This is a genomic window from Sphaerisporangium rufum (genome assembly GCF_016863395.1).
Classification (GTDB): domain Bacteria; phylum Actinomycetota; class Actinomycetes; order Streptosporangiales; family Streptosporangiaceae; genus Sphaerisporangium; species Sphaerisporangium rufum.
The window spans coordinates 22,148-45,009 of record NZ_BOOU01000064.1; the positions used below are offsets into that span (position 1 = coordinate 22,148).

The window sequence follows — 22,862 nt, forward strand, 5'->3', positions numbered from 1 at the left end:
GATCATTAGCGGTGTGGTGAACTCCTACAGGGCATGGTGGATTTTGTGCTCGTCATCGTCGCTCCCGGCCAAGGCGCCCAGGCTCCCGGCTTCCTGTCCCCATGGCTCGAGATACCCGGCCTGCGGGACCGGCTGTCGGCGTGGTCGGAGATCGCCGGCCTCGATCTGATCTCGTACGGCACCACCGCGGGCGCGGAGGAGATCCGCGACACCGCGGTCGCGCAGCCACTGCTGGTAGCCGCCGGGCTCGCGGTGGCGGAGGCGCTCCTGGCCGCCGCGCCCGCCGATCCCCCGCCTTTCCGGCTCGCGGCCGGCCACAGCGTCGGTGAGTTCACCGCCGCCGCCGTCGCCGGAGTGCTCGCCCCCGAGGAGGCCGTCGCCCTGGTCCGCCAGCGCGGGCTCGCCATGGCCAAGGCCGCCGCGGTCACCGGCACCGGCATGACCGCCGTCCTCGGCGGCGACGAGGACGAGGTGCTGGCCGCCATCGAGCGGCACGGACTGACCCCGGCCAACATCAACGGCGCCGGCCAGATCGTCGCCGCGGGCACGCTGGAGCAGCTGGCGGCGTTCGCCGCCGAGCCGCCGGCCCGCGCCCGGCTGCGGCCGCTGTCGGTCGCCGGCGCCTTCCACACCCACCACATGGCCCCCGCGGTCGAGCACCTGCGCGCCGAGGCCGCCGCGGTCACCCCGGGCGACCCGCGGGTGACGCTGCTGTCCAACGCCGACGGCGCCGCCGTCTCCTCCGGGGCCGCGTTCGTCGAGCGGCTGGTCGACCAGGTCGCCCGGCCGGTCCGCTGGGATCGGTGCATGGCCACCATGACCGGGCTCGGCGCCACCACGATGATCGAGCTGCTGCCCGGCGGCACGCTGGCCGGGCTGGCCCGCCGCGCGATGCCCGGCGTGGCGACGGTCGCGCTGAAGACCCCCGACGACCTGGACGCCGCCCGCGCGGCGATCGGCAAGGAGACCGCCCAGTGAGGATCCAGCGCGGCGCCCCCGGCGCCAAGGTGCTCGCGTTCGGCGGCTACCAGCCGGCCGGCGTCGTCACCAACGACGACCTGGCCAAGACGATCGACACCAGCGACGAGTGGATCCAGAGCCGGGTCGGCATCAAGGAGCGCCGGATCGCCGGCCCCGAGGAGACCGACGTCGACATCGCGGTACAGGCGGGCGGCAAGGCGCTGGCCGCCAGCGGGCTGTCGGCCGGCGACATCGACCTGGTGGTGGTGGCCACCTGCACGCTCGAGGCGCAGATCCCGAACGCCGCCGCCCGGGTGGCGCACCGGCTCGGCATCGGCGCGCCCGGCGCCTTCGACGTCAACGCGGCTTGCGCCGGCTTCTGCTACGCGCTGGCCGCGGCCGGCGACGCGGTGCGGGCCGGCTCGGCGACCAACGTGCTGGTCGTGGGCACCGAGAAGCTGTCGCAGTGGGTCGACTGGACCGACCGCGCCACCTGCGTGATCTTCGCGGACGGCGCCGGCGCCGCCGTGGTCGGCCCGGCCGAGACGCCGGGCATCGGCCCGGTGGTGTGGGGCAGCTCCGGCGACCGGTCCGACGCCATCATCGTCCGCGACCGCGACTCCTTCCTGCAGCAGGAGGGCCAGACGGTGTTCCGCTGGGCCACAACCGCGCTGCACCCGGTCGCCAAGGAGGCCTGCGAGCGAGCCGGCGTGCATCCCTCCGAGCTCGCCGCCTTCGTCCCGCACCAGGCCAACCTGCGCATCATCGAGGCCATCGCCCGCCGGCTGGGCGCCGAGCAGGCGGTGATCGCCAAGGACATCGTGCTGGCCGGCAACACCTCCGCGGCGTCGATCCCGCTGGCGCTCAGCCGCATGATCGAGCGCGGTGAGGTGCGGTCGGGCGACCTCGCCCTGCTGCTCGGCTTCGGCGCCGGCCTCACCTACGCCGGCCAAGTGGTCGAGATCCCCTGATCCTGTACGGAAGGCCCGCACGGCTCGCCGTACACCCAAAGAGAAGAATCCGATAAAGGAGAAATCGCGACATGGCAGTGACCGAGCAGGAGATCCTCGCGGGCCTGGGCAAGATCATCAACGAGATCACCGGCATTCCGGCCGCCGAGGTCACCCCGGAGAAGAGCTTCGTGGACGACCTCGACATCGACTCGCTGTCCATGGTCGAGATCGCCGTCGCCGCCCAGGACGAGTTCGGTGTCGAGATCCCCGACGACCAGCTCAAGCACCTGAAGACCGTCAAGGACGTCGTCAACTTCATCCAGAACTGACCGCCCGGGGGCGTCCGGCCCCGCCGGGCGTCCCACGGGCCGGCACGCACGGGCGTGCCTCGCGTCGAACACAAGGAGCGCATCAAGTGAGTACGGATCGGGTACGCGTCGTTGTCACCGGGCTCGGCGCGACAACGCCACTCGGTGGAGACGTCGCATCGACCTGGTCGGCGCTCCTGGCCGGACGGACCGGCGTCGCCTCGCTCACCGAAGAGTGGGTCGACACCCTGCCGGTGAAGTTCGCGGCGCGGGCCGCCGTGGAGCCCACCGAGGTGCTGCCCAGGCCCGAGTCGCGGCGGCTGGACCGGGCCGAGCAGTTCGCCCTGATCGCGGCCCGCGAGGCCTGGCAGGACGCCGGTGCGCCGAAGGTCGCGCCGGACCGGCTGGGCGTCGTGGTCGGCAGCGGCATCGGCGGCATCACCACGATCCTGGCGGCCTACGACGTCTACAAGGAGAAGGGCTGGCAGCGGCTGTCGCCGTTCACCGTCCCGATGCTGATGCCGAACGGCTCGGCCGGCTGGATCGGCATCGAGATCGGCGCCACCGCGGGCGTGCACGCCACCGTCAGCGCCTGCGCCACCGGCGCCGAGTCCATCGGCTACGCGATGGACATGATCCGCAGCGGCCGGGCGGACGTCGTGGTCGCGGGCGGCACCGAGGCGGCCATCCACCCCCTCAACATCGGCTCGTTCGCGGCGATGCGCGCCATGTCCACCCGAAACGACGACCCCGCCCACGCGTCCCGGCCGTGGGACCGCGACCGGGACGGGTTCGTGCTCGGCGAGGGGGCGGGCATCATCGTCCTGGAGTCCGAGCAGCACGCCCTGGCGCGCGGCGCACGGGTGTACGCCACCGCGGCCGGCATCGGCTACTCCGGTGACGCCCACCACATCGCGCAGCCCGAGCCGACCGGTGCCGGGCTGCGGGCCGTCGCCCGCCGGGTGCTGGCCGACGCCGGCCTGACCGGCGCCGACATCCGGCACGTCAACGCGCACTCCACCTCCACCCCGGCCGGCGACGTCGTGGAGACCATCGCCATCCGCGACGTCATCGGCGACCACCCGCTCGTCACGTCCACCAAGTCGATGACCGGCCACCTGCTCGGCGGGGCGGGCGGCATCGAGTCGATCTTCACCATCAAGGCGCTGCAGGAGCGCGTGGTGCCGCCCACCGTCAACGTGGAGAACCTCGACGAGGGGGTCGAGGTGGACGTGGTCCTCGACCAGCCGCGCCCGCTCCCCCAGGGCCAGATCGCCGCGATCAACAACTCGTTCGGGTTCGGCGGCCACAACGTCGCCGTCGCCTTCACCAGCGTCTGATCCGAAGGCGACCGGTACCGTGCTCGACAACCGGGCGGTGATCGAGGCCTCCGGGGAGGAGCCCGCCGATCCCCGCGATCCGCGCACCCGCCTCGCCGCCTTCTTCGACGAGGGCTCGCTCCAGCTGATCTCCGTCGAGGACGGCAGCGGCGTGCTGGCCGCCACCGGGCGGGTGCAGGGCGTGCCGGTGGTCGCGTTCGGCAGCGACGCCCGCGTCCAGGGCGGCGCCATGGGCACCGAGGGCTGCGAGCACATCGTGCACGCCTACGACGTCGCCGTCCGCGAGCGGGTGCCGATCGTCGGCCTGTGGCACTCCGGCGGCGCCCGGCTGGCCGAGGGCGTGGAGTCCCTGCACGCGGTGGGCCGGGTGTTCGCCGCGATGACCCGGGCCTCCGGCGTCGTCCCGCAGATCTCGGTGGTCCTCGGCCCGGCGGCCGGCGGCGCCGCCTACGGCCCGGCCCTCACCGACCTGGTGATCCTGTCCGACCAGGGCCGGATCTTCGTCACCGGCCCGGACGTGGTGCGCAGCGTCACCGGCGAGCGGATCGACATGGCCGGGCTGGGCGGCCCCGAGCCGCACAGCAGGCGCAGCGGCGTCGTGCACGTGGTCGCCAAGGACGACACCGAGGCGCTGCGCGACGCCCGGCGCCTGGCCGTGCTGCTCGGTCACCAGGGCCGGGTCCGCCTCGCGTCGGTGCGGGACGCCGACTTCACCGGGCTGCTGCCGCAGCAGGCACGCCGCGCTTACTCGGTGCACCCGCTGGTCAACGGGCTGCTGGACGAGGCCGGGCTGGAACTGCACCCCAAGTGGGCGCCCAACATCGTCACCACGCTCGGCCGGCTCGGCGGGCGCACCGTCGGGGTGATCGCCAACAACCCGATCCGGCTGGCCGGCTGCCTGGACTCCGCCTCGGCGGAGAAGGCCGCGCGGTTCGTCCGGATGTGCGACTCCTTCGGGGTGCCGCTGGTGGTACTGGTGGACGTCCCCGGCTACCTGCCCGGCGTCGGCCAGGAGCACGACGGCGTGGTACGCCGCGGCGCCAAGCTGCTGCATGCCTTCGCCGAGGCGTCGGTGCCCCGGGTGACCCTGGTGACCCGCAAGGCCTACGGCGGCGCCTACGTGGCGATGAACTCACGGGCGCTCGGCGCCACCCGGGTGTTCGCCTGGCCGACCGCGGAGCTGGCCGTGATGGGCGCGCTCGCCGCCGTGCGGGTGCTCAAGCGGCGCGAGATCGCCGCCGCGCCCGAGGAGGAGCGCCCCGCGCTGGAGCAGCGGCTGGCCGAGGAGCATGAGAAGGTCGCCGGCGGCCTGGACCGGGCGATCCAGGCCGGCGTGGTGGACGAGGTGATCGAGCCGGCCGAGACGCGCACCGCCATCGCCAAGGTCATCGCGCAGGCCGCCCCCGCCCGCGGCGCGCACGGCAACATCCCGCTCTGACCACCCCGCGACCACCCGCGCCACCGCACCCGGCCCGCCATCCGATTCCCGGCCCGCGGCCGTTCTCCGGCGTCCCCGGCACCTTCAACCGGCCGGCCGGATCGGGCGGCCAGGATCCGGGAAAGCCGGCAGGGGCTCCCCAGGGCGGTTCCACCGCCACCACCGGCCCGGCGGGCGGGTCGGTGGCGTCAGCACCGGCGGCCGGGACGCGCCGGGGCACGCCGCGGCCGGCCGTCAGACGGCGGCGTGCAGCCAGCGGACGGGGGCGCCGTCCCCGGCGTACCGGAAAGGTTCCAGTTCCTCGTCCCACTGCTTGCCGAGCAGCCGGTCCAGTTCCTCGGCGAGGACGGCCCGGCCCTGCTCGGCCATGAGCATGACGTTCCGCAGCCGATCCTCAGGGATCATGATGTCACCGGACACCCCGATCACCGCGGTGAAGGCGCCGAGCGTCGGGGTGTAGGCGTGCCGCGACCCGTCCACGCCCGGCGAGGCGTCCTCGGTGATCTCGAATCGGATGCGCTGCCATCCCATCAGCGACGAGGTGATCGCCGCCGCCGTGCCGGGACGGCCTTCCCATTCCGCCTGGGTCCGCACGGTGCCAGGCTGGGCTGGCTGGGGCGTCCACGACAGATCTACGGGTATGCCAAGGACACCCGCGACCGCCCATTCGATATGCGGGCACAGCGCGGGCTGAGCCGAGTGGACGTACAGCACGCCACGAGCAGACACCGGACCTCCCGTTTCGTACGAGGTGCGCCTTCCCCAACGTCCTCGTACTGGGATGATCACAAGTGACTGAGGGAGAGACTACCGTCCGTCGTGGCGGGGCACCAGAGCCGGGTCATACCTAATCATGCTTGGTGACCTTCCGTATACCGCAAAACGCGGTCCGCGGCGGCCGGTGACCGGGTCCACGCGCGAGCGCGCGGACGCCGCGAGGCCGATCGCACCGGCGGCGGCGCCGATGGCGGACCGGATCCGGACCGCCCGCCGCGGCCGGCCCCCGGGTGTTCGGCGGTTCCACGGCCGGTGACCGGCCCACCCCGATAGGGTGCTCACCCAAAGCAATGTAACCGACACGCAAAGTCATGGCATGCCATACGAGCTCGACCTTCTCGACGAGACCGCCTGGCGCGACCTGGTCGACCGGTTCGGCCACCGCATGTGGGCGGTGGCCCGCGCCTGCGGCCTGGACACCGCCGACGCCGCGGACGCCGTCCAGGCGGCCTGGCTCCGGCTCGTCGAGAGCCTGCCCTCGATCCGCGACCCCGACCGCGTCGGCGCCTGGCTGGCCACCACCACCCGGCACGAGGCGGTACGCATCGGCCGCCGCCGCTCGGGCGACCGGCACGCCGAGCTGCCGGCCGAGATCCCGGCACCGGACACCGACCCGGCGGCGGCGATGCTCACCGTCGAGGACGGGCGCCGGCTGTGGGCCGCGGTCGACGCGCTGCCCGAACCCTGCCGCACGCTGCTGCGGCTCGTCGTCACCGTGCCGGAGGCCGGATATGCCCAGATCGCCCGGCGGATGGCGATGCCGATCGGCAGCGTCGGCCCGACCCGCATGCGCTGCCTGCGCCGGCTGCGCGCGCTGATGGGGGACGACCGATGAACCCTCCTTCCGATGAGGCCTACCTGCTCGCGGCGCTGCGGATGGCCGCGGGCACCGATCCGGTGCCCCCCGGGGTCGCGGCGGACGCGCGGGCCGCCTACGCGCTCCGCCTGCCCGGCGGCGTCACCGCCGTCCCGCTTCCCCGCGCCACCGGCCGGCCCGGCGCCCGCTCCGGCGCCCGCCGGGAGCCGCCGGCCCGGCCGCCCGGCGGGGCCGGCGAGCGCGGTGCCCCGCCCGGGCGGCCGCGGGCCGGCGAGAACGAGCCGCGGCTGGTCTCGTTCGCCGGCGGCGGGCTGGCCATCGACGTCGAGATCACCGTCTGTGACGGCCACCTCGACGTCGCGGGCCAGGTGCGACCGGCGCTCCCGGCGGGTTCGCGGATCGAGATCCGCACGCCGCGGCTCAGCGAGGTGCGCTTCCCGGCCGGATCCGGCGAGTTCGCCGCGACCGGGCTGCCGCACGGCTGGCTCAGCGTGGCCTGCCACCGCCCGGGCCAGGCCACGGTGGCGACCCGCTGGCTGTGCGTCCGCCCATGACCGCCCGCGTGCCCCGGACGCCGGCGGAGCTGGTGGCGGCGGCCGAGGAGGCCGTCCGCATGTCCGGCTCCGACCCGGGCCGGGCGGCCGCCGCGGCCCGGGACGTGCTGGACCGCGCGCGGGCGGCCGACTGCGGCGAGGCGGTCTCGATCGCCCACCGGGCCCTGGCGCTGACCGAGCGGGAGTTCGGCCACCTGCACCGGGCCGCCGACCATCTGGACCGCGCCGTCGCCGCCGCCGGCCGGCACCCGGAGCGGGCGGCGCAGGCCCGGCTGTCGCTGGTCTCCGTCCGCGCCGAGCTGGGCGACCCGCTGGACGCGTTGCGGATCGCCCGGCTCGCCGAAGGGCACCTGACCGGCCTGGACACGGCCCGGCTCGGCGTGCAGCGCGCCGTCGCGCTGGTCCAGCTCGGCCGGGCGGCCGAGGCCGTCGCGCACTGCGACGCCGCGGTGGCCCTGCTCACCGGCGGCGGCGACGTCCGGTTCCTGGCCGGGGCGCTGCTCAACCGCGGCATCGCCCACACCTACCTGGAGCGGTACGACGCCGCCCGGGCCGACCTGGCGGCGTGCGCGGCGATCGCGCGGGACGCCGGGCTGGACCACATCGCGGTCCTGGCGACCGGCAACCTGCCGTTCGTGGCGGCCCGATGCGGCGACATCCCGGCCGCCTTCGCCGGGTACGAGGCGGCGGAACGGGCGCTGGCCGGCTACCCGGAGCGGCTGGCCACCATGCGCGCCGACTTCGCGGGCGCGCTGCTCGCCGCCCACCTGCCGGGCGAGGCCCGCGCCCTGCTCGCTCAGGCCGTTCCCGAGCTGGCCGCCGCGGGCGCGCGGGTGGCGCTGGCCGAGTCCCGGCTGTCGCTCGCCCAGGCCGAACTGCTCGTCGGCGACCCGCGGCGGGCCCGGGCCGGCGCGGAGCTGGCCGCCGGCGAACTGGCCGCCCAGGGCCGCGCCGCCTGGGTGCCGCTGGCGGAGGAGGTCGTGCTGCGCACCCGGCTGGCCGCCGGGCCGCCGTCGGCGGCGCTGCTGGCCGAGGCACGGGCGCTGGCCGGGCGGCTGGCGGGCCAGGGGTGGGCGACGGCCGCCGCCGGGCTGCGGCTGGCGGCGGCCGAGCTCGCGCTGGCCCTCGGGCTGCGCGGCGCCGCCCTCGCCGAACTGTGGCCGCTGACCGCCGCCGGGGCACCCGGCCGGACCAACCGGGTGCTCCGGCACCACGCGGTCGCGCTGACCCGCAGCCTGCGCGGCGACCGCTCGGGCGCCTTCACGGCGCTACGGGCCGGTCTGCGGGCCGCCGCCACCGGTGGCGAACCGTTCGACGACCCGGGGGTGCGCGCGCACGCGGTCCGGGCCGGGGAACGGCTCGCCGCGTTCGGTCTCGCCCTCGCGCTGTCCGACGGCCGCCCGGAGGCCGTCCTGGCCTGGGCCGAGCACTGCCGGGCCGTCGCCCGCGGCCACCTCGACCCGCCCGCCGGCCCGAACCGCGACGGCCCCCCGCCCTGGCCGGCCGGCACGGCCCACGCGGGATCGGACGCCGAACCGCGCGGGCTGGAGCAGGCGGCCCGGCTGGGTGGCGAGCTGGCCGGAGCCGCACTGGTCGAGTTCGTGCGCCACGGCGACCGGTTGTCGGCCGTGGTCGTCACGGCCGGCCGGTGCGTGCTGCGACCGCTCGGCTCCGGCGCCGCCGCGGCCGAGGCGACCATCCGGCTGCGGTACGCCATGCGGCGGGCGGGCCTGCGCGACACCGGCGGTCCGAGCGACGTGCGCGGGGCCGCCGAGGCGCTGGCGAGCCGGCTGCTGCGTCCGCTGGCCGCCGACATCGCCGACCGGCCGCTCGTGATCGTGCCGACCGGCGCCCTGCACACCGTGCCCTGGCCGGCGCTGCCACCGCTGCACGGCCGGCCGGTGTGCGTGGCGTCCAGCGCCCAGGCCTGGGCGGCCACGGCTCGCGCGATCTGGCCCGGGGATTCCGCCGGGGAGGTCACCGGCGCCCAGGCCGACGCCGGCCGCGGCGGTGCCGGCGGGGACGGCGACCGGCGAGACGACGACGGCCGGGACGACGGCCCCGGGCCCGGTGATCTCCGCGATCGGGGCGGAGGGCCGGCCGCCGGGCGGGCCCGGGGTGCCGGGCCGCGGGTGGTCGCGGTGGCCGGGCCGGGCCTGCGGCACGCCGAGGCCGAGGCCGCGATGGTCGTCCGCACCCACCGGGCCCGGCACGGCGCCGCCCGCGCCCCGGCACGCACCGCCGACGTCCTCGGCGCGCTGGGCCGGGCCGAGATCGTGCACGTCGCGGCGCACGGCGTCTTCTGCGCCGGCAGCCCGCTACTGTCCGGCATCACCCTGGACGACGGACCGCTCATGGCCTACGACCTGCTGCGACCGGCCCGGGTGCCCCGCCTGGTGGTGCTGTCGGCCTGCGACGCGGGAATGGCGCACGCACCGGTCGACGGGGCGCCGCTCGGCCTGGCCGGCACCCTGGTGGACCGGGGGGCGGCCTGCGTCGTCGCCGGGCTGGTCCCGATCCGCGACGAGGACGCCCTCGCCCTGATGACCGCCTTCCACGAGCTGCTGGCGCGCGGCCGCACCCCGGCGGAGGCCCTGGCCGCCGCCGGCGAGCGGACCGGTGTCCGCGGCCTCGCCTGCTTCGGCTCGCTCGGCCGCCCCCTGTTCCCACCACCGCGGCCCGCGGTCTGACGCGGGCGACGGCCGGGATGCGCCCGTCAGCCGGTGGCGGTGGGGCGGTCGGGATCGGTGATCCAGTGCGACCAGGAGCCCGCGTACAGGGCGGCGGGCACCCCGGCCAGCTCCAGGGCCAGCACCTGGTGGGCGGCGGTGACGCCGGAGCCGCAGTAGGCGCCGACCGGCACCCCCGGCACCGCGCCGAGCGAGATGAACCGCTCGCGCAGGAACTCCGGCCGGTGGAACCGGCCGGCGGGATCGACGTTCTCCGACGTCGGGGCACTGACCGCACCGGGGATGTGCCCGGCGACCGGGTCCACGGGCTCGGTCTCGCCGCGGTAGCGCTCGGCGGCCCGGGCGTCCAGCAGCACGCCGTCGCGCGCCAGCGCGCCGGCCTGGTCGGCGTCCAGCACCGGCATGCCGCCGGGCCGTGCGGTGAAGTCGCCCGGCGTGACCCGCGGTTCGTCCGCGGTGACCGGCAGGCCGGCCTCGGTCCAGGCGCGCAGGCCGCCGTCCAGCACCCGGACGTCGCGGTGCCCGAAGTAGCGCAGCGTCCACCAGGCGCGCGCGGCGGCCGTGGCGTCCCCGTCGTCGTGAACGACGACCGGCCGGCCGCCCGAGACGCCGAGCCGCCGCATCGCCCGCTGGAAGTCCGCCGGCTCCGGCAGGGGATGCCGCCCGCCGGCCCCGGGCGGGCCGGCCAGGTCGTGATCCAGGTCGCAGAACACCGCGCCCGGCAGATGGCCGGCCCGGTAGAGATCCATGCCCGGCGGGCCGGCGAGCCGCCAGCGCACGTCCAGGATCGTGACCTGCGGCGCCATCGCGCTCAGCTCGTCGGCACCGATCAGCGGCCCGGTCGTCGTGGTGCGTTCAGCCATGGGCGAAGCCTTCCCCATGCCGGGGCGCGATGTCCACGCGCCCCGGCGCGGGCGGGCGGATCAGCCGGCGGCCGTGCGGGCGGTCGCCTCGGACAGGGCCTTGGCGAAGGCCAGGACGTTGCCGACCGCCTCGGGGCCGTCGGCGGCCTCGCTGACCCGCAGCGAGAGGTCATCGGCGGTGATGGCGCCGGTGTAGCCGTGGTCGGCGTCGCAGTTCTCGTCCCCGCAGGTGGCAGGCTCCAGGTCGACGTGGGAGATCGCGCCCCAGCCGATCGTCAGCGTCACCTCGGTCGGCGGGACGCCCGGAACGTAGGAGGCGGGGTCGGGGACGACCCTGGTGACCGCCACGGACTGGACGCGGCTGAGGCGGACCGCCTCGGTGGTCGTGGAGGCGTGCGATGTGGGCATGCCGTCGGCGGGAGGGTGCTCGTCGGTGTGGCAGACGAGCAGGCGGGTGGGGGACAGGACGACCACCGTGACGTGCCTGCGCACCTCCATCGCCGGGTCGAACGTGGCCTCGTGGTGGACGACGAACGCCGTCACCGGCTCCTTGCCCAGCGCGGACTCCGCCGCGTCGGCGACGAGGTCGGGGTAGTAGCCGCTGCGTTCGATGGCCTCGCGCAGACCAGCGGCCGAGACTCGGGTTTCCCTCATGGTTCCATCCTGCCCTGTCCCGGCGGGCTGTTTCACCCCGCCGGACATCTGGGACGGATGTGCCCGCCGAGACCATCGAGGTCAGCGAGGTCAGCGGGGTCCCGCTGCCGCGGCCCGGCGGGCCGCGGCGGCCCGACCCGCGCCGAGCAGTGGGTCTACGCGCCGGACGGGCGAGCCGGACGGGCGTCCGCCACCGCTCACCGGTGCCCGCGCCCCGGCCGGCGGCGTCCTGGAGGCGGGAAACTTTCATCCACCGGTCCACCGCATCGGGTGCCCGGCTCTCGGGTACGCCCCGGCGGCCGGTGGACCGGTGCGTCAGCGGAGCCGGCGCGGGCCGCGGTCCGGCCGGGGACCGACGGCGTCCCGGACGATCACGCGGGCGCCGAGGACGTGGACGCCCTTCTCGCCGGCCAGCACCGGATCCAGGTCCAGCCGGACGATCTCCGGCAGCTCGTCGGCCAGCCGGCCCACCCGGACCAGCAGGTCGGCCAGCGCGCCGACCGCCACCGGCGGATAGCCGTGCCCGCCGAACAGCAGCGGTGCGGCCCGGATCGAGCGCACCAGGGCGGCGGCGTCCTCGCCGGTCAGCGGGGCCAGGCGGAACGCCTCGTCGCCGAGCAGCCGGGCGGTGGCCTCGCCCAGCGCGAACGACACCACCGCTCCGAAATCGGGATCGTCCACCAGCCGGATGACCGTCGGCACCGCGGGCTGCGGCGACATCCGCTGCACCGCCAGCGGCACCGCCGGGCCGAGCAGGGCCGCCAGGTCCTGGTAGGCCTGGCGCACCCCGGCCGGGTCGGACAGGCCCAGGCGGACGGTGCCGGCCCGGTGGGCCACCTCGGGATCGGCCGACCGCACCACGACCGGCCCGCCCAGCCGCTCGGCGGCGGCCACCGCCTCCGCCGCCGAGGCCACCGGCTCGGCCGGCCAGACCTCGATGCCGTAGCAGGCGAGCAGCGCGGCGGCGTCGGCCCGCCCGGCCGCGATCTCGCCACCCGGCATGGAACCGGGTGCCGGAACCGCGCCCGAGTCCACGCCCGGAACCACGCCCGGCTCCGAGCCCGACACAGCCCCCGAGCCCGAGGTCTGGGCCGGGGCCGAGGTCTGGGTGGGCGACGTGGTCGTAGACGGGGTGGCGGTCGCAGAGGAGGGCGAGATCGAGGGGGGACCGGGCGGTGGCGAGGCGGAGGTGGAACCGCCGGATCGGGCCGTGGCGACCATCCGGGCGACGACGGTCCGGGCGGCCGCGGTGTCCACGCCGGCCGGCTCCGGGACGGTGCCGGGCGGGCGCTCGCGGTACCGCGCGTACCGCTCGGCGTGGGCCAGGGCGCGCACCGCCTCCTCCGGCGCCGGATAGGACGGGACCGACCCCTTGCCCGGACCGCCGCACTCCCCGGGGACCCGCAGTTCGGCCGGCAGGCCGAGGCGTCCCTCGAAGGTGGCCAGCACCGGCTTGCCGGTCTCCCGGGCCGCCCGGACGATCTCCGCCGCGACGCCGGCCGCGTCGCCGGGGATCGGCGGCATGTAGATCGCGACGATCGCGTCGGCGTCCTGTCCGGCGGCGGCCAGCGCGGCGCGGTAGCCGGCCGGGCCGGCCGCCGCGCCGAGGTTGGCGGGCGGCCGCGGCTCCAGCCCGGCGGCGACGCAGGCGTCGGCGGCCAGCAGGGCGAGCGCGTCGGAGTTGCTCACCACGCCCACTCGCGGGCCGGCCGGCAGCGGCTGGCAGGCGAGCAGCTGGCCGACGTCGAAGAGCTGGCTGAGGTCGTCCACCCGGATCACTCCGGCCTGCTCGAACAGCGCGCTCAGCGCGGTGTCCGGCAGCCCGAGCACCGGCGCGTTGTGGCCGGTGGGCACGCCCTGGGTGGCGGCGCCGCTCTTGACCACGACGATCGGCTTGCGCCGGGAGGTCCGCCGGGCCAACCGGGCGAACTTGCGCGGGTTGCCGAGGGACTCCAGGTAGAGAAGGACCACGTCGGTGGCCGGATCCTCCTCCCAGTACTGCAGGAGGTCGTTGCCGGAGACGTCGGCGCGGTTGCCGGCCGAGACGAAGGTCGAGATGCCCATGCCGCGCTGGTCGACCCGCTGCAGCAGCGCGGTGCCGAGCGCGCCGGACTGGCTGAAGAAGCCGACCCGGCCGCGGCAGGGCAGCCGGGCGGCCAGGGTGGCGTTGAGCCGGACGGCCGGGTCGGTGTTCGCGATGCCGAGGCAGTTCGGCCCGACCACGCGCAGGCCGTGCGCGCGGGCGATGCGCACCAGGTCCCGCTGGCGCGCCTGGCCCTGGGGGCCCGTCTCCCCGAAGCCCGAGGAGACGACGACCAGCCCCTTGACCCCCTTGCGCGCGCACTCCTCGACCACGTCGAGCACGGCCTCGGCCGGCACGGCGACCACGGCGAGATCCACGTCGCCGTCGATCGCCGAGACGCTCCGGTACGCCCGGACGCCGGCCACCGCGCGGACCTCCCGGTGCACCGGGTACACCGGGCCGTTGAAGTCGGCGCCGAGCAGGTTGCGCAGGACGGTCTGGCCGACACCGCCCGCCTCGCGCCCCGCCCCGACGACCACCACCGAGGACGGCGTGAGCAGCCGCTGGATCGACCGGCTCTCGGCGCGGTGCTCGCGCGCGGCGGTCACCTCGTGCGAGGTCACCGTGCCGGACAGGTCCAACGTCATCTGCACGACGCCGTCCTCGAACCGGCTCTGCGCGGTGTAACCGGCCTGGCGGAAGAACGCGATCATCCGGGCGTTGGACGGCAGCACGTCGGCGACGAACCGGCGGATGCCGCGCTCGCGGGCGGCGGCCCTGAGGTGCTCCATGAGCACCGAGGCCACTCCCCTGCCCTGGTGGGCGTCCTCGACCAGGAAGGCCACCTCCGCGGCGTCCCGCGCGGCCGTCCGGTCATAGCGGACGACCGCCACCATGTCGCTGCCGATGGTGGCGATCAGTGCCACCCGGTCCACGTAGTCGACGGTGGTGAACCAGGCGACCTCGCGATCCGACAATCGTGGACGTGGGCCGAAAAATCGGAAATAGATCGACTGGTCGGACAGCCGGGAATAGAACTCCCGGAGGATGGCGGCGTCCTGCGGCCGGATGGGGCGCAGGTGGGCGGTGCCCCCGTCGGCCAGGACGACGTCGGCCTCCCAGTGGGCCGGGTAGTGAGGTTCCACATAAATGAGAGTAAGCGGGCAAATGTCCGTTATGTTGAGCAACGCTTGTGCATCGACTGTGCGGGCGTGTCCGGTGTATGCCCCACGTCCCGGCCGGAAGCTGTTAGGTTTTCTGTCAGCAGCCTCCTGCAGTGCCAACAAGGTGGTGACATCATGACGCGGGTTGTCGTGGTGGGCGATCTGATGACCGACGCGGTCGCACGCGCCCGCTACCCCCTAGCCAGGGCGAGCGACACCCCGGCCGTCGTCACCATGCATGGTGGCGGTTCCGGGGCCAACATCGCCTCCTGGCTCGCCGTCGAGGGCGCCGAGGTCGCCTTCGTGGGCCGCCGAGGGGCCGACATCACCGGCCGTAACCGTGACATGGAGCTCATGGGTTACGGCGTGGACGCCCGCCTGGTCATGGATCCGGAGCGGCCGACCGGCACCTGCGTCGTGCTGGTCACCCACAAGGGCGAGCGCACCCTGCTGTCCGATCCCGGGGCCAACGCCGCGCTGTCCCCCGACGACCTGCCGCGCGACCTGTTCATACAGGGCGGCCACCTGCACGTCTCGGGCTACACCCTGCTCAACGACGGCTCGCGGGACGCCGGCCTCACCGCGCTGGAGCACGCCCGCCGGGCCGGCATGTCGATCTCGGTCGACTGCGCCTCCGCCGCGCCGCTGGAGCGCACCGGTGCCGAGCCGTTCCTGGAGTGGACCGGCAGCGCCAAGCTGCTGCTGGCCAACGAGGCGCAGGCCAAGGTGCTCACCGGGCGGGACGACCCGGCCGCCGCGGCCAAGGTGCTGACGGCCTGGTTCCCGCAGGTCGTGATCAAGATGTCCGCGGAGGGCTCGCTCTGGTACTCCGGCAACCGCGCCGAGCCGGTCCGGGCACCCGCCGACCACATCGAGCGGATCATCGACGGCACCGGCGCGGGCGACGCCTTCGCCGCGGGCTTCCTGCAGCCGTGGCTGGAGGGCAAGCAGCCGGCCGACGCGCTGGCGGCGGGCAACGCCCTGGCCGCAAAGGCGATCAGCAACCTCGGCGCCCGCCCCCGCCTCTGACCGCGGCCTGCCGGCCGATCCCGGCCGGCACCCTCGTCCCCCTCCGCCAGGCCGGCCCAGCGGACGCCCTCGTCCCGCCGGGACACTCTTACCCGGGAAGCACCCTCGTCCCGGTGCCACCTTCACACCGCGTGCCCCGTGCCGGCGGGACACGCCGCCGGGCATGGTGGGGCCACCCTCCCCGGGCCGCCCGGCCGGGCCGGGTCAGCTGGTCGTCGCCAGGGCCAGGGGCAGCACCGCCGGCGCGCCGGCCTCGCGCAGCAGCATCGCGCCCATCGCCATCGTCCAGCCGGTGTCGACCCGGTCGTCGACGAGCAGCACCGGGCCCGCGGCCAGCTCGGCCGGCAGCCCGCCCGGCGGTGGGGCCAGCGTGGCGCGCAGGGCACGCACCCGCTGGGCGCTGTTGTGCTGGCGGCCGGGCGGGCCGTGCCGGTAGGCCAGCGCCCCCAGGTGCCGCAGCCGCCCGATCGAGGCCAGCCGCTCCCCCAGCCCGCCCACCAGCACCGGCCGGGTGGCCGACGGCAGGGTGACCACCGACACCGGCCGCTCGGCCCACTGCCAGGAGGCCAGCACCGCCACCACCGCCTCGAACAGCTCGTCGCCGACCGGCGCGTCCGGGGCGCCGTCGGCCAGCAGCCGGCGCAGGGTGGTGCCCCACCCGATGTCGGTGAGCCGGCCGAGGGCCCGGCCCGGCTCGGCGGTGCGCGCCGGGCCGATCCGGCCGGACAGGCCGAGCTCCTTCAGGCCGGTGGGCCACTGGCGGCGCGGGTCGATCTCGACCCCGGGCCGCCGCAGCCGGGCCCGCGCCCGGGCCACCGCGCCGTCGGCGGTCAGCGGCGTGCGGTGCGACCCGGTGCAGTTGTCGCATCGGCCGCACGGCCCGGCCGTCTCGTCGTCCAGGTGCCGGCGCAGGAACCGCTCGCGGCACTCGCCGGTGGCGATGTAGTCGAGCATGGCCCGCTGCTCGGCGGCCCGCTCGGCCGACACCCGGGCGTATCTCTCGGCGTCGTACGCCCACGGCACGCCGGTCGCCTGCCAGCCGCCGCGGACCCGGCGCACCGCGCCGTCCACGTCGAGCACCTTGAGCATCATCTCCAGCCGGGAACGGCTCAGGTCGACCCGGGTCTCCAGCGCCGCGGTGGACATGGTGCCCTCCTCGGCCAGCACGCCGAGCGTGGCGCGGACGACGGACTCCGCCGGGAAGGCCAGCGAGGCGAAATACGCCCAGATGTCGCGGTCCTCCGGGCCGGGGAGCAGGATGACCTCCGCCCGTTCCACCCCGCGGCCGGCCCGGCCGACCTGCTGGTAGTAGGCCACCGGCGAGGCGGGCGCGCCAACGTGCACCACGAAGCCGAGATCGGGTTTGTCGAAGCCCATGCCGAGGGCCGAGGTGGCGACCAGGGCCTTGACCTGGTTGCCGAGCAGCGCCTGCTCGGCGGCCAGCCGCTCGGCCGGGTCGGTCTGCCCGGTGTAGGCGGCCACCTGGTGCCCCTGGTCGCGCAGGTGGCCGGCGATCTCGTGGGCGGCGGCGACGGTGAGCGTGTAGATGATGCCGGAGCCGGGCAGTTCGCGCAGCGTCTCGGCCAGCCAGGCCAGCCGCTGTTCGGCGGTGGGCAGCCGCACCACGCCCAGGTGCAGGCTCTCGCGTTCCAGCGAGCCGCGCAGCACCAGCGTCTCCGCGCCCGTCTCCGCGCCCGTCTCTGGGCTCGTCTCTGGGCTCGTCTCTGGGCCGCCGCCGAGCTGCTCGGCCACGTCGCGGGTGACCCGGGCATTGGCGGTGGCGGTGGTGGCCAGCACCGGCACGCCGGGCGGCAGCCCGGCCAGCAGCGTGCGCAGCCTGCGGTAGTCGGGCCGGAAGTCGTGACCCCAGTCGGAGACGCAGTGCGCCTCGTCCACCACCACCAGGCCCGCGGTGGCGGCCAGCTTGGGCAGCACCAGGTCCCGGAAGTCGGGGTTGTTCAGCCGCTCCGGGCTGACCAGCAGCACGTCGATCTCGCCCCGCTCGACCGCGGCGTGCACGTCGTCCCACTCGTCGGCGTTGGCGGAGTTGATCGTGGCGGCGCGCACCCCGGCCCGCTCGGCGGCGGAGATCTGGTTGCGCATCAGCGCGAGCAGCGGGGAGACGATGACGGTGGGCCCGGTGCCCCGGGCGCGCAGCAGCGCGGTGGCGACGAAGTAGACCGCCGACTTGCCCCAGCCGGTGCGCTGCACGACCAGGGCGCGCCGCCGCTCGACCACCAGCGCCCGGATCGCGGTCCACTGGTCATCCCGCAGCCGGGCGTGCTCGCCGGCCAGGGCGCGCAGCCGGCCCTCCGCCTCGGCCCGCAGACCGCTCTCGTCAACCATGCCTCCCTTCGTACCAGCTTCCGGTGACGTTTCCGTCCGCCGGTCACCCGCGGGCGGGTGATCCAGGCGCAACGGCCCCGGCCGCGCGGGGCGTCCGGTCGCGGCAACGGTGCGGCTTCGGCACAATGTTCGATATGGCCCGACGGACTACCACGCCCCCGCCCGACGAGGATTTCGAGGAGCGGATCATCGACGTCGACGTGTCGACGGAGATGCGCACCAGCTTCCTGGAGTACGCCTACTCCGTGATCTACCAGCGCGCGCTGCCCGACGCGCGCGACGGTCTCAAGCCGGTGCAGCGCCGCATCCTGTACTCGATGAGCGAGATGGGGCTGCGCCCCGACCGGGGGCACGTCAAGTCGTCCCGGGTCGTCGGCGACGTCATGGGCAAGCTGCACCCGCACGGCGACACCGCCATCTACGACGCGCTGGTCCGGATGGCCCAGCCGTTCTCCATGCGGCTCCCGGTGGTCGACGGGCACGGCAACTTCGGCTCGCCGGACGACCTGCCCGCCGCGATGCGGTACACCGAGGCGCGCCTGGCAGCCGCGGCCATGCTCATGGTGCAGTCGATCGACGAGGAGACCGTCGACTTCAAGCCCAACTACGACGGCCAGGAGACCGAGCCCACCGTCCTGCCGAGCGCCTTCCCGAACCTGCTGGTGAACGGCGCCACCGGCATCGCGGTCGGCATGGCCACCAACATGGCCCCGCACAACCTGGCCGAGGTCATCGCCGCCGCCCGCCACCTGATCAAGCACCCGGACGCCACGCTGGACGAGCTGATGCGGTTCGTCCCGGGCCCCGACCTGCCGACCGGCGGCATCATCACCGGGCTCGGCGGGGTGCGCGACGCCTACCAGACCGGCCGCGGCACCTTCCGGATGCGCGCCCGCACGACGATCGAGCAGGTCACCCCGCGCCGCAAGGGCATCGTGGTCACCGAGCTGCCGTTCAACGTGGGGCCCGAGCGGGTGATCACCAAGATCAAGGAGCTGGTGACCAGCAAGAAGCTGGCCGGCATCTCCGACCTGAAAGACCTCACCGACCGGCACAAGGGCCTGCGCCTGGTCATCGAGGTCAAGAACGGCTTCAACCCCGAGGCGGTCCTCGCCGAGCTCTACCGCCTCACTCCGATGGAGGAGAGCTTCGGCATCAACAACGTGGCGCTGGTCGACGGCCAGCCCCGCACCCTCGGGCTGAAGGAGTTGCTCCAGGTCTACGTCGACCACCGCATCGAGGTGGTCCGGCGCCGCTCGTCCTACCGCCGCCGGCGGCGGGAGGAGCGCCTGCACCTGGTGGACGGCCTGATCGTCGCGCTGCTCAACATCGACGAGGTCATCCAGGTCATCAGGTCCTCGGAGAACTCCGCCGAGGCCCGCACCCGGCTGACCCAGGTCTTCGAGTTGTCGCAGGTCCAGGCCGACTACATCCTGGACACGCCGCTGCGCCGGCTCACCAGGTACGACCGGCTGGAGCTGGAGCGCGAGCGGGAGACCCTGCGGGAGGAGATCGCCGAGCTGACCGCGATCCTCGGCTCGGAGGACCGGCTGCGCCGGGTGGTGTCCGGCGAGCTGGCCGACGTCGTCAAGCAGTACGGCACGCCGCGGCGCACCGTGCTGCTGGAGGGCGGCGCGGCGGTCGCCGCCGAGCCCATCCCGCTGCAGGTGGCCGACGACCCGTGCCTGGTGCTGCTGTCGTCCACCGGCCTGCTGGCCCGCACGGCGGACGCCCGGCCGCTCGGCGCCGGCGAGGAACGCGCGGCGCACGACGTCCTGGTGTCGGTGGTGCGCTCCACGGTGCGCGGCGAGGTCGGCGTGGTCACCTCGGCCGGCCGGCTGATCCGGGTGTCGGTGGTCGACCTGCCGGCGCTGCCGCCCACGGCGAGCCCGCCGTCGCTGTCCGGCGGCCATCCGGTCAGCGAATACGTCTCGCTCGGCGCCGGGGAGCGGGTGGTCGGGCTCGGGTCGCTCGACCCGGAGGGGCCCGGCCTGGCGCTCGGCACCGCCCAGGGCGCGGTGAAACGCGTGGTGCCCGACTATCCGGCCAACCGCGCCGAGTTCGAGGTGATCGGCCTGAAACCGGGCGACACCGTGGTCGGCGCGGTGGAGCTGACCTCCGAGGACCATGACCTGGTGTTCATCACCTCCAACGCCCAGCTGCTGCGCTACCCGGCCGCCGTGGTGCGCCCGCAGGGCCGCCCGGCCGGCGGCATGACCGGCATCCGGCTGGATTCCGACGCGGTGGTCATCTGGTTCGGCGCGGTCGACCCGGCGCGGGAGGCCCGGGTGGTCACCATCGCCGGGTCGGCGGGCGCGCTGCCCGGCACGGAGATCGGCGGCGGCAAGATGTCGGACTACGCGGAGTTCCCCGCCAAGGGACGGGCCACCGGCGGGGTCCGCGCGCAGCGCTTCCTCAAGGGCGAGGACGTCCTGACGCTGGGCTGGGCCGGACCGGCACCGGTCAAGGCGGTCTCCTCCACCGGCAAGCCGGTCCCGCTGCCGGCCGAGCTCGGCCGCCGGGACGGCTCCGGGGTCCGGCTGAGCGCGCCGGTCGCCGCCATCGGCGGCGCCCTCGGTGCCGGCGACGCCGGGCCCGCTCCGACCGGGTGACGTTCCTGGGCGCGGCCGCCGGCGGCGGATCGGCCCGCCCGGTGAGCTCACGGCCGACGGCCCCCGAGGCGGTCGGCCCACAGGCGAGCGGGCCCGGGGGTGATCGAACCACCGGCGGCGGGCCACGGCCTGGGCGCGCGGGTGGTCAGCCGGCGAACAGGCAGAACGGGTGGCCGGCCGGGTCGAGGTAGACGCGGAAGTCCTCGTCCGGGTCCTCCTCGCCCGGCTGGTGGTCGTGCTTGACCGCGCCCAGCGCGAGCACCCGCGCCTCGGCCGCCGCCATGTCGTCCACCCGGAAGTCCAGGTGGAGCTGCTGGGGGCGCTCGGAGCCGGGCCAGTCCGGCGGGCGGTGGTCCTCGGCCCGCTGGAAGCACAGCCGCACCGCGCCCCCGTCGTGCAGGCTCACCCACTCGTCGTCCGCGTTGGTGATCTCCCAGCCGGTGACCCCGGCGTAGAAGTCGGCCAGCGCCTTGGGGTCGGGGCAGTCCACCACGATGTTGCGCAGCCGGGCGATCGGTTCCATCTCACTCCTCGTATCGCGATTCACGACACCGGCCATCCTGCTACGGCGGTGCCGGCGCACCCCCGGAGCCGTCCGGCGGCACGCCGTCCGGGGCGCCTACCCGGGACGGCGCCCGCCGAACGGCCGGGCCGCTTCCCCCGGCGGGGCTCCGGGCGGCCGGGCCGCATCCCCCGCGGGGCGGCGGGCGAAGGCGGGCGGCCCCTGGGAGAATGACGGCATGGCCGTCTCTTCCTCCTCATCCCCGTTCCTGGTGCCGCTCGGTACCCCCGCCCCCGAGTTCGACCTGCCGTCCATCGACGGCGGCCGGGTGTCGCTCGCCGCGCTCGACCCCGCTCCGGCGACCCTGGTGATCTTCCTGTCCAACCACTGCCCGTACGTACGCCGCATCGAGGAGGGCATCGGCGCGCTGGCCGCCGACTACCGCGGGCGGCTGACCACCGTCGCGATCTGCAGCAACGACGTGGAGAACTATCCCGACGACGGGGCCGACCACCTCGCCGAGCAGGCCAAGCGGGCCGGCCTGGACTTCCCGTACCTGATCGACGAGACGCAGCAGGTGGCCCGGGCCTACCACGCGGCGTGCACGCCGGACTTCTTCCTCTACGACGCCGGCCGGCGGCTGGCCTACCGCGGCGAGTTCGACGACGCCCGGCCGGCCAACCAGGTGCCGGTGACCGGAGCGTCGCTGCGCCGGGCCGTCGACGCGGTGCTCGCCGGCCTGCCGGTGCCCGGGCCGCAGCACCCCAGCCTGGGCTGCGGCATCAAGTGGAAGCCCGGCAACGACTAATCCGGCACCGACTGATCCGGCTCGGGCGCGCCGGCCGAGGCGGCGGGAATGGCGGTCAGCAGCTCCCGGGGCTCGCCCCGGTGCCAGAAATCGATGATCGTGGCCGCCGCCCGGTCCGGCGTGAAGTCGTCGCGCCCCTCCGGCCCGAAACAGCCCGCCGCCACCAGCGCGGCGACCAGCGGGTCGTCGCCCGGCAGGGTCTCGGCGAAGCAGGCCGCGTCCAGCAGCGCCACCGCGCAGCGCGCGTTGAACTCGCCGTCTCCGCTCTGCACCCGGTCCAGCCGCCAGCGGGCGCGGGCGCGCAGATGGCCGGCCAGCGAGTCGATCGTCCCCACGATGAGATCCTTCCACGGTCGTCACGCTGTGTCAGGACATGATCCCTGTTCGCGACCGCATGCCGCCGCGGGCTTTGCGAATCCCATTCCAACCGCCCCGGCGGGTGTGGCGAAAACCGCATCAGGCAACATCGTTGGTATGACCAGTGCCTTTCACGACCTGATCGCCGCCAACGAGGACTACGCCCGCTCGTTCCAGGACTCCGGCCTCAGCGGACGCGCCGCGCGCTCGCTGGCGGTGGTGACGTGCATGGACTCTCGTATCGACCCGTTGAAGCTGCTCGGCCTCCAGCCGGGTGACGCCAAGATCATGCGAAACGCGGGCGCCCGCGTCACCGACGACGTGCTGCGCACCCTGGTACTCGCGGTGTACCTGCTCGGCGTGGACCGGGTCCTGGTGATGCCGCACACCGACTGCCGGATGGCCAAGTCGACCGACGAACAGGTCCACGATCTCATCAGCGAGGAGTACGGCGTGGACACCCGCAGCCTGGAGTTCCACACGGTGGGCGACCAGGACGCGGCGCTGCGCCGCGATCTGACACGTATCCGCACCTATCCGTACCTGCCGGAGCGGCTGGCCGTCGGCGGTGCGATCTACGACGTGCACTCCGGCAAGTTGATGCCCGTCGACATGTGACCCGTCCCCGGCGCCGGCCACGGCCGGCGCCCCGTCACCCCCGGTCCGGC

The 22,862-nt window shown here is 75.3% G+C and carries 19 protein-coding genes; 12 read left to right on the plus strand and 7 right to left on the minus strand.

Annotated elements, in window-relative coordinates:
* Positions 1 to 45 precede the first annotated feature (45 nt).
* From Sru01_RS23960 to Sru01_RS23980, 5 genes are all read left to right on the plus strand, one after another.
* On the plus strand, positions 46 to 978 hold the full coding sequence (locus Sru01_RS23960) for an ACP S-malonyltransferase (protein WP_203990008.1): 933 nt from the start codon (positions 46 to 48) through the stop codon (positions 976 to 978).
* Positions 975 to 1,931 (plus strand): beta-ketoacyl-ACP synthase III, encoded by a 957-nt coding sequence (locus Sru01_RS23965; protein ID WP_203990010.1) that lies wholly within the window; start codon positions 975 to 977, stop codon positions 1,929 to 1,931. The genes Sru01_RS23960 and Sru01_RS23965 overlap by 4 nt, the downstream gene beginning before the upstream one ends.
* A 71-nt stretch (positions 1,932 to 2,002) precedes the next feature.
* Positions 2,003 to 2,242, plus strand: coding sequence for an acyl carrier protein (locus tag Sru01_RS23970; RefSeq protein ID WP_203990012.1), 240 nt, complete (start codon positions 2,003 to 2,005; stop codon positions 2,240 to 2,242).
* Positions 2,243 to 2,328: 86 nt separating this feature from the next.
* Positions 2,329 to 3,561 carry a beta-ketoacyl-ACP synthase II gene (gene fabF / locus Sru01_RS23975; protein ID WP_203990013.1) on the plus strand — a complete coding sequence of 411 codons (1,233 nt, stop codon included), beginning with the start codon at positions 2,329 to 2,331 and terminating at the stop codon, positions 3,559 to 3,561.
* A gap of 19 nt (positions 3,562 to 3,580) precedes the next feature.
* Positions 3,581 to 4,999: an acyl-CoA carboxylase subunit beta gene (locus tag Sru01_RS23980; RefSeq protein ID WP_275412208.1), complete on the plus strand. Its 1,419-nt coding sequence runs from the start codon at positions 3,581 to 3,583 to the stop codon at positions 4,997 to 4,999.
* A 234-nt stretch (positions 5,000 to 5,233) separates the two neighbouring features.
* Here the strand turns inward: Sru01_RS23980 and Sru01_RS23985 are convergent, their stop codons facing one another.
* Positions 5,234 to 5,728, minus strand: coding sequence for a DUF3145 domain-containing protein (locus Sru01_RS23985; protein WP_203990014.1), 495 nt, complete (start codon positions 5,726 to 5,728; stop codon positions 5,234 to 5,236).
* Positions 5,729 to 6,092: 364 nt separating this feature from the next.
* Between Sru01_RS23985 and Sru01_RS23990 the strand changes: the two genes are divergently transcribed.
* Genes Sru01_RS23990 through Sru01_RS24000 form a run of 3 tightly spaced genes read left to right on the plus strand, consistent with a single transcriptional unit; the run spans position 6,093 to position 9,837 of the window.
* Entirely contained in the window at positions 6,093 to 6,611 is a 519-nt protein-coding gene (locus Sru01_RS23990) for an RNA polymerase sigma factor (RefSeq protein WP_203990015.1), read from the plus strand.
* Positions 6,608 to 7,147 carry a hypothetical protein gene (locus Sru01_RS23995; protein ID WP_203990016.1) on the plus strand — a complete coding sequence of 180 codons (540 nt, stop codon included), beginning with the start codon at positions 6,608 to 6,610 and terminating at the stop codon, positions 7,145 to 7,147. Before Sru01_RS23990 ends, Sru01_RS23995 begins: the two co-directional genes overlap by 4 nt.
* Positions 7,144 to 9,837: a CHAT domain-containing protein gene (locus Sru01_RS24000; RefSeq protein ID WP_203990017.1), complete on the plus strand. Its 2,694-nt coding sequence runs from the start codon at positions 7,144 to 7,146 to the stop codon at positions 9,835 to 9,837. Before Sru01_RS23995 ends, Sru01_RS24000 begins: the two co-directional genes overlap by 4 nt.
* A gap of 26 nt (positions 9,838 to 9,863) precedes the next feature.
* Here the strand turns inward: Sru01_RS24000 and Sru01_RS24005 are convergent, their stop codons facing one another.
* The 3 genes from Sru01_RS24005 to Sru01_RS24015 all read right to left on the minus strand — a co-directional run bounded on the left by Sru01_RS24005 (position 9,864) and on the right by Sru01_RS24015 (position 14,522).
* Entirely contained in the window at positions 9,864 to 10,700 is an 837-nt protein-coding gene (locus tag Sru01_RS24005) for a sulfurtransferase (protein WP_203990018.1), read from the minus strand.
* Positions 10,701 to 10,760: 60 nt separating this feature from the next.
* Positions 10,761 to 11,354 (minus strand): DUF5998 family protein, encoded by a 594-nt coding sequence (locus Sru01_RS24010; RefSeq protein WP_203990020.1) that lies wholly within the window; start codon positions 11,352 to 11,354, stop codon positions 10,761 to 10,763.
* A gap of 315 nt (positions 11,355 to 11,669) precedes the next feature.
* Entirely contained in the window at positions 11,670 to 14,522 is a 2,853-nt protein-coding gene (locus tag Sru01_RS24015; RefSeq protein ID WP_203990021.1) for a bifunctional acetate--CoA ligase family protein/GNAT family N-acetyltransferase, read from the minus strand.
* Positions 14,523 to 14,675: 153 nt separating this feature from the next.
* Between Sru01_RS24015 and Sru01_RS24020 the strand changes: the two genes are divergently transcribed.
* Positions 14,676 to 15,569: a carbohydrate kinase family protein gene (locus Sru01_RS24020; protein ID WP_203990022.1), complete on the plus strand. Its 894-nt coding sequence runs from the start codon at positions 14,676 to 14,678 to the stop codon at positions 15,567 to 15,569.
* A gap of 204 nt (positions 15,570 to 15,773) precedes the next feature.
* Here Sru01_RS24020 and Sru01_RS24025 read toward each other — a convergent pair whose 3' ends face one another.
* On the minus strand, positions 15,774 to 17,915 hold the full coding sequence (locus Sru01_RS24025; RefSeq protein WP_203990023.1) for a RecQ family ATP-dependent DNA helicase: 2,142 nt from the start codon (positions 17,913 to 17,915) through the stop codon (positions 15,774 to 15,776).
* A 125-nt stretch (positions 17,916 to 18,040) separates the two neighbouring features.
* Between Sru01_RS24025 and Sru01_RS24030 the strand changes: the two genes are divergently transcribed.
* Entirely contained in the window at positions 18,041 to 20,527 is a 2,487-nt protein-coding gene (locus Sru01_RS24030; RefSeq protein WP_373869542.1) for a DNA gyrase/topoisomerase IV subunit A, read from the plus strand.
* Between the two features lie 145 nt (positions 20,528 to 20,672).
* Here the strand turns inward: Sru01_RS24030 and Sru01_RS24035 are convergent, their stop codons facing one another.
* Positions 20,673 to 21,050: a VOC family protein gene (locus Sru01_RS24035; RefSeq protein WP_203990025.1), complete on the minus strand. Its 378-nt coding sequence runs from the start codon at positions 21,048 to 21,050 to the stop codon at positions 20,673 to 20,675.
* Between the two features lie 217 nt (positions 21,051 to 21,267).
* Here Sru01_RS24035 and Sru01_RS24040 point away from each other — a divergent pair, with 217 nt between their 5' ends.
* Complete coding sequence (locus Sru01_RS24040; protein ID WP_203990026.1) at positions 21,268 to 21,837, plus strand: thioredoxin family protein; 570 nt, start codon at positions 21,268 to 21,270, stop codon at positions 21,835 to 21,837.
* Here the strand turns inward: Sru01_RS24040 and Sru01_RS24045 are convergent.
* Positions 21,834 to 22,172: a hypothetical protein gene (locus Sru01_RS24045; protein WP_203990027.1), complete on the minus strand. Its 339-nt coding sequence runs from the start codon at positions 22,170 to 22,172 to the stop codon at positions 21,834 to 21,836. The two genes, Sru01_RS24040 and Sru01_RS24045, sit on opposite strands and share 4 nt — an antisense overlap.
* Positions 22,173 to 22,311: 139 nt before the next feature.
* Here Sru01_RS24045 and Sru01_RS24050 point away from each other — a divergent pair, with 139 nt between their 5' ends.
* Positions 22,312 to 22,812 carry a beta-class carbonic anhydrase gene (locus Sru01_RS24050; RefSeq protein WP_203990028.1) on the plus strand — a complete coding sequence of 167 codons (501 nt, stop codon included), beginning with the start codon at positions 22,312 to 22,314 and terminating at the stop codon, positions 22,810 to 22,812.
* Positions 22,813 to 22,862: the final 50 nt, after the last annotated feature.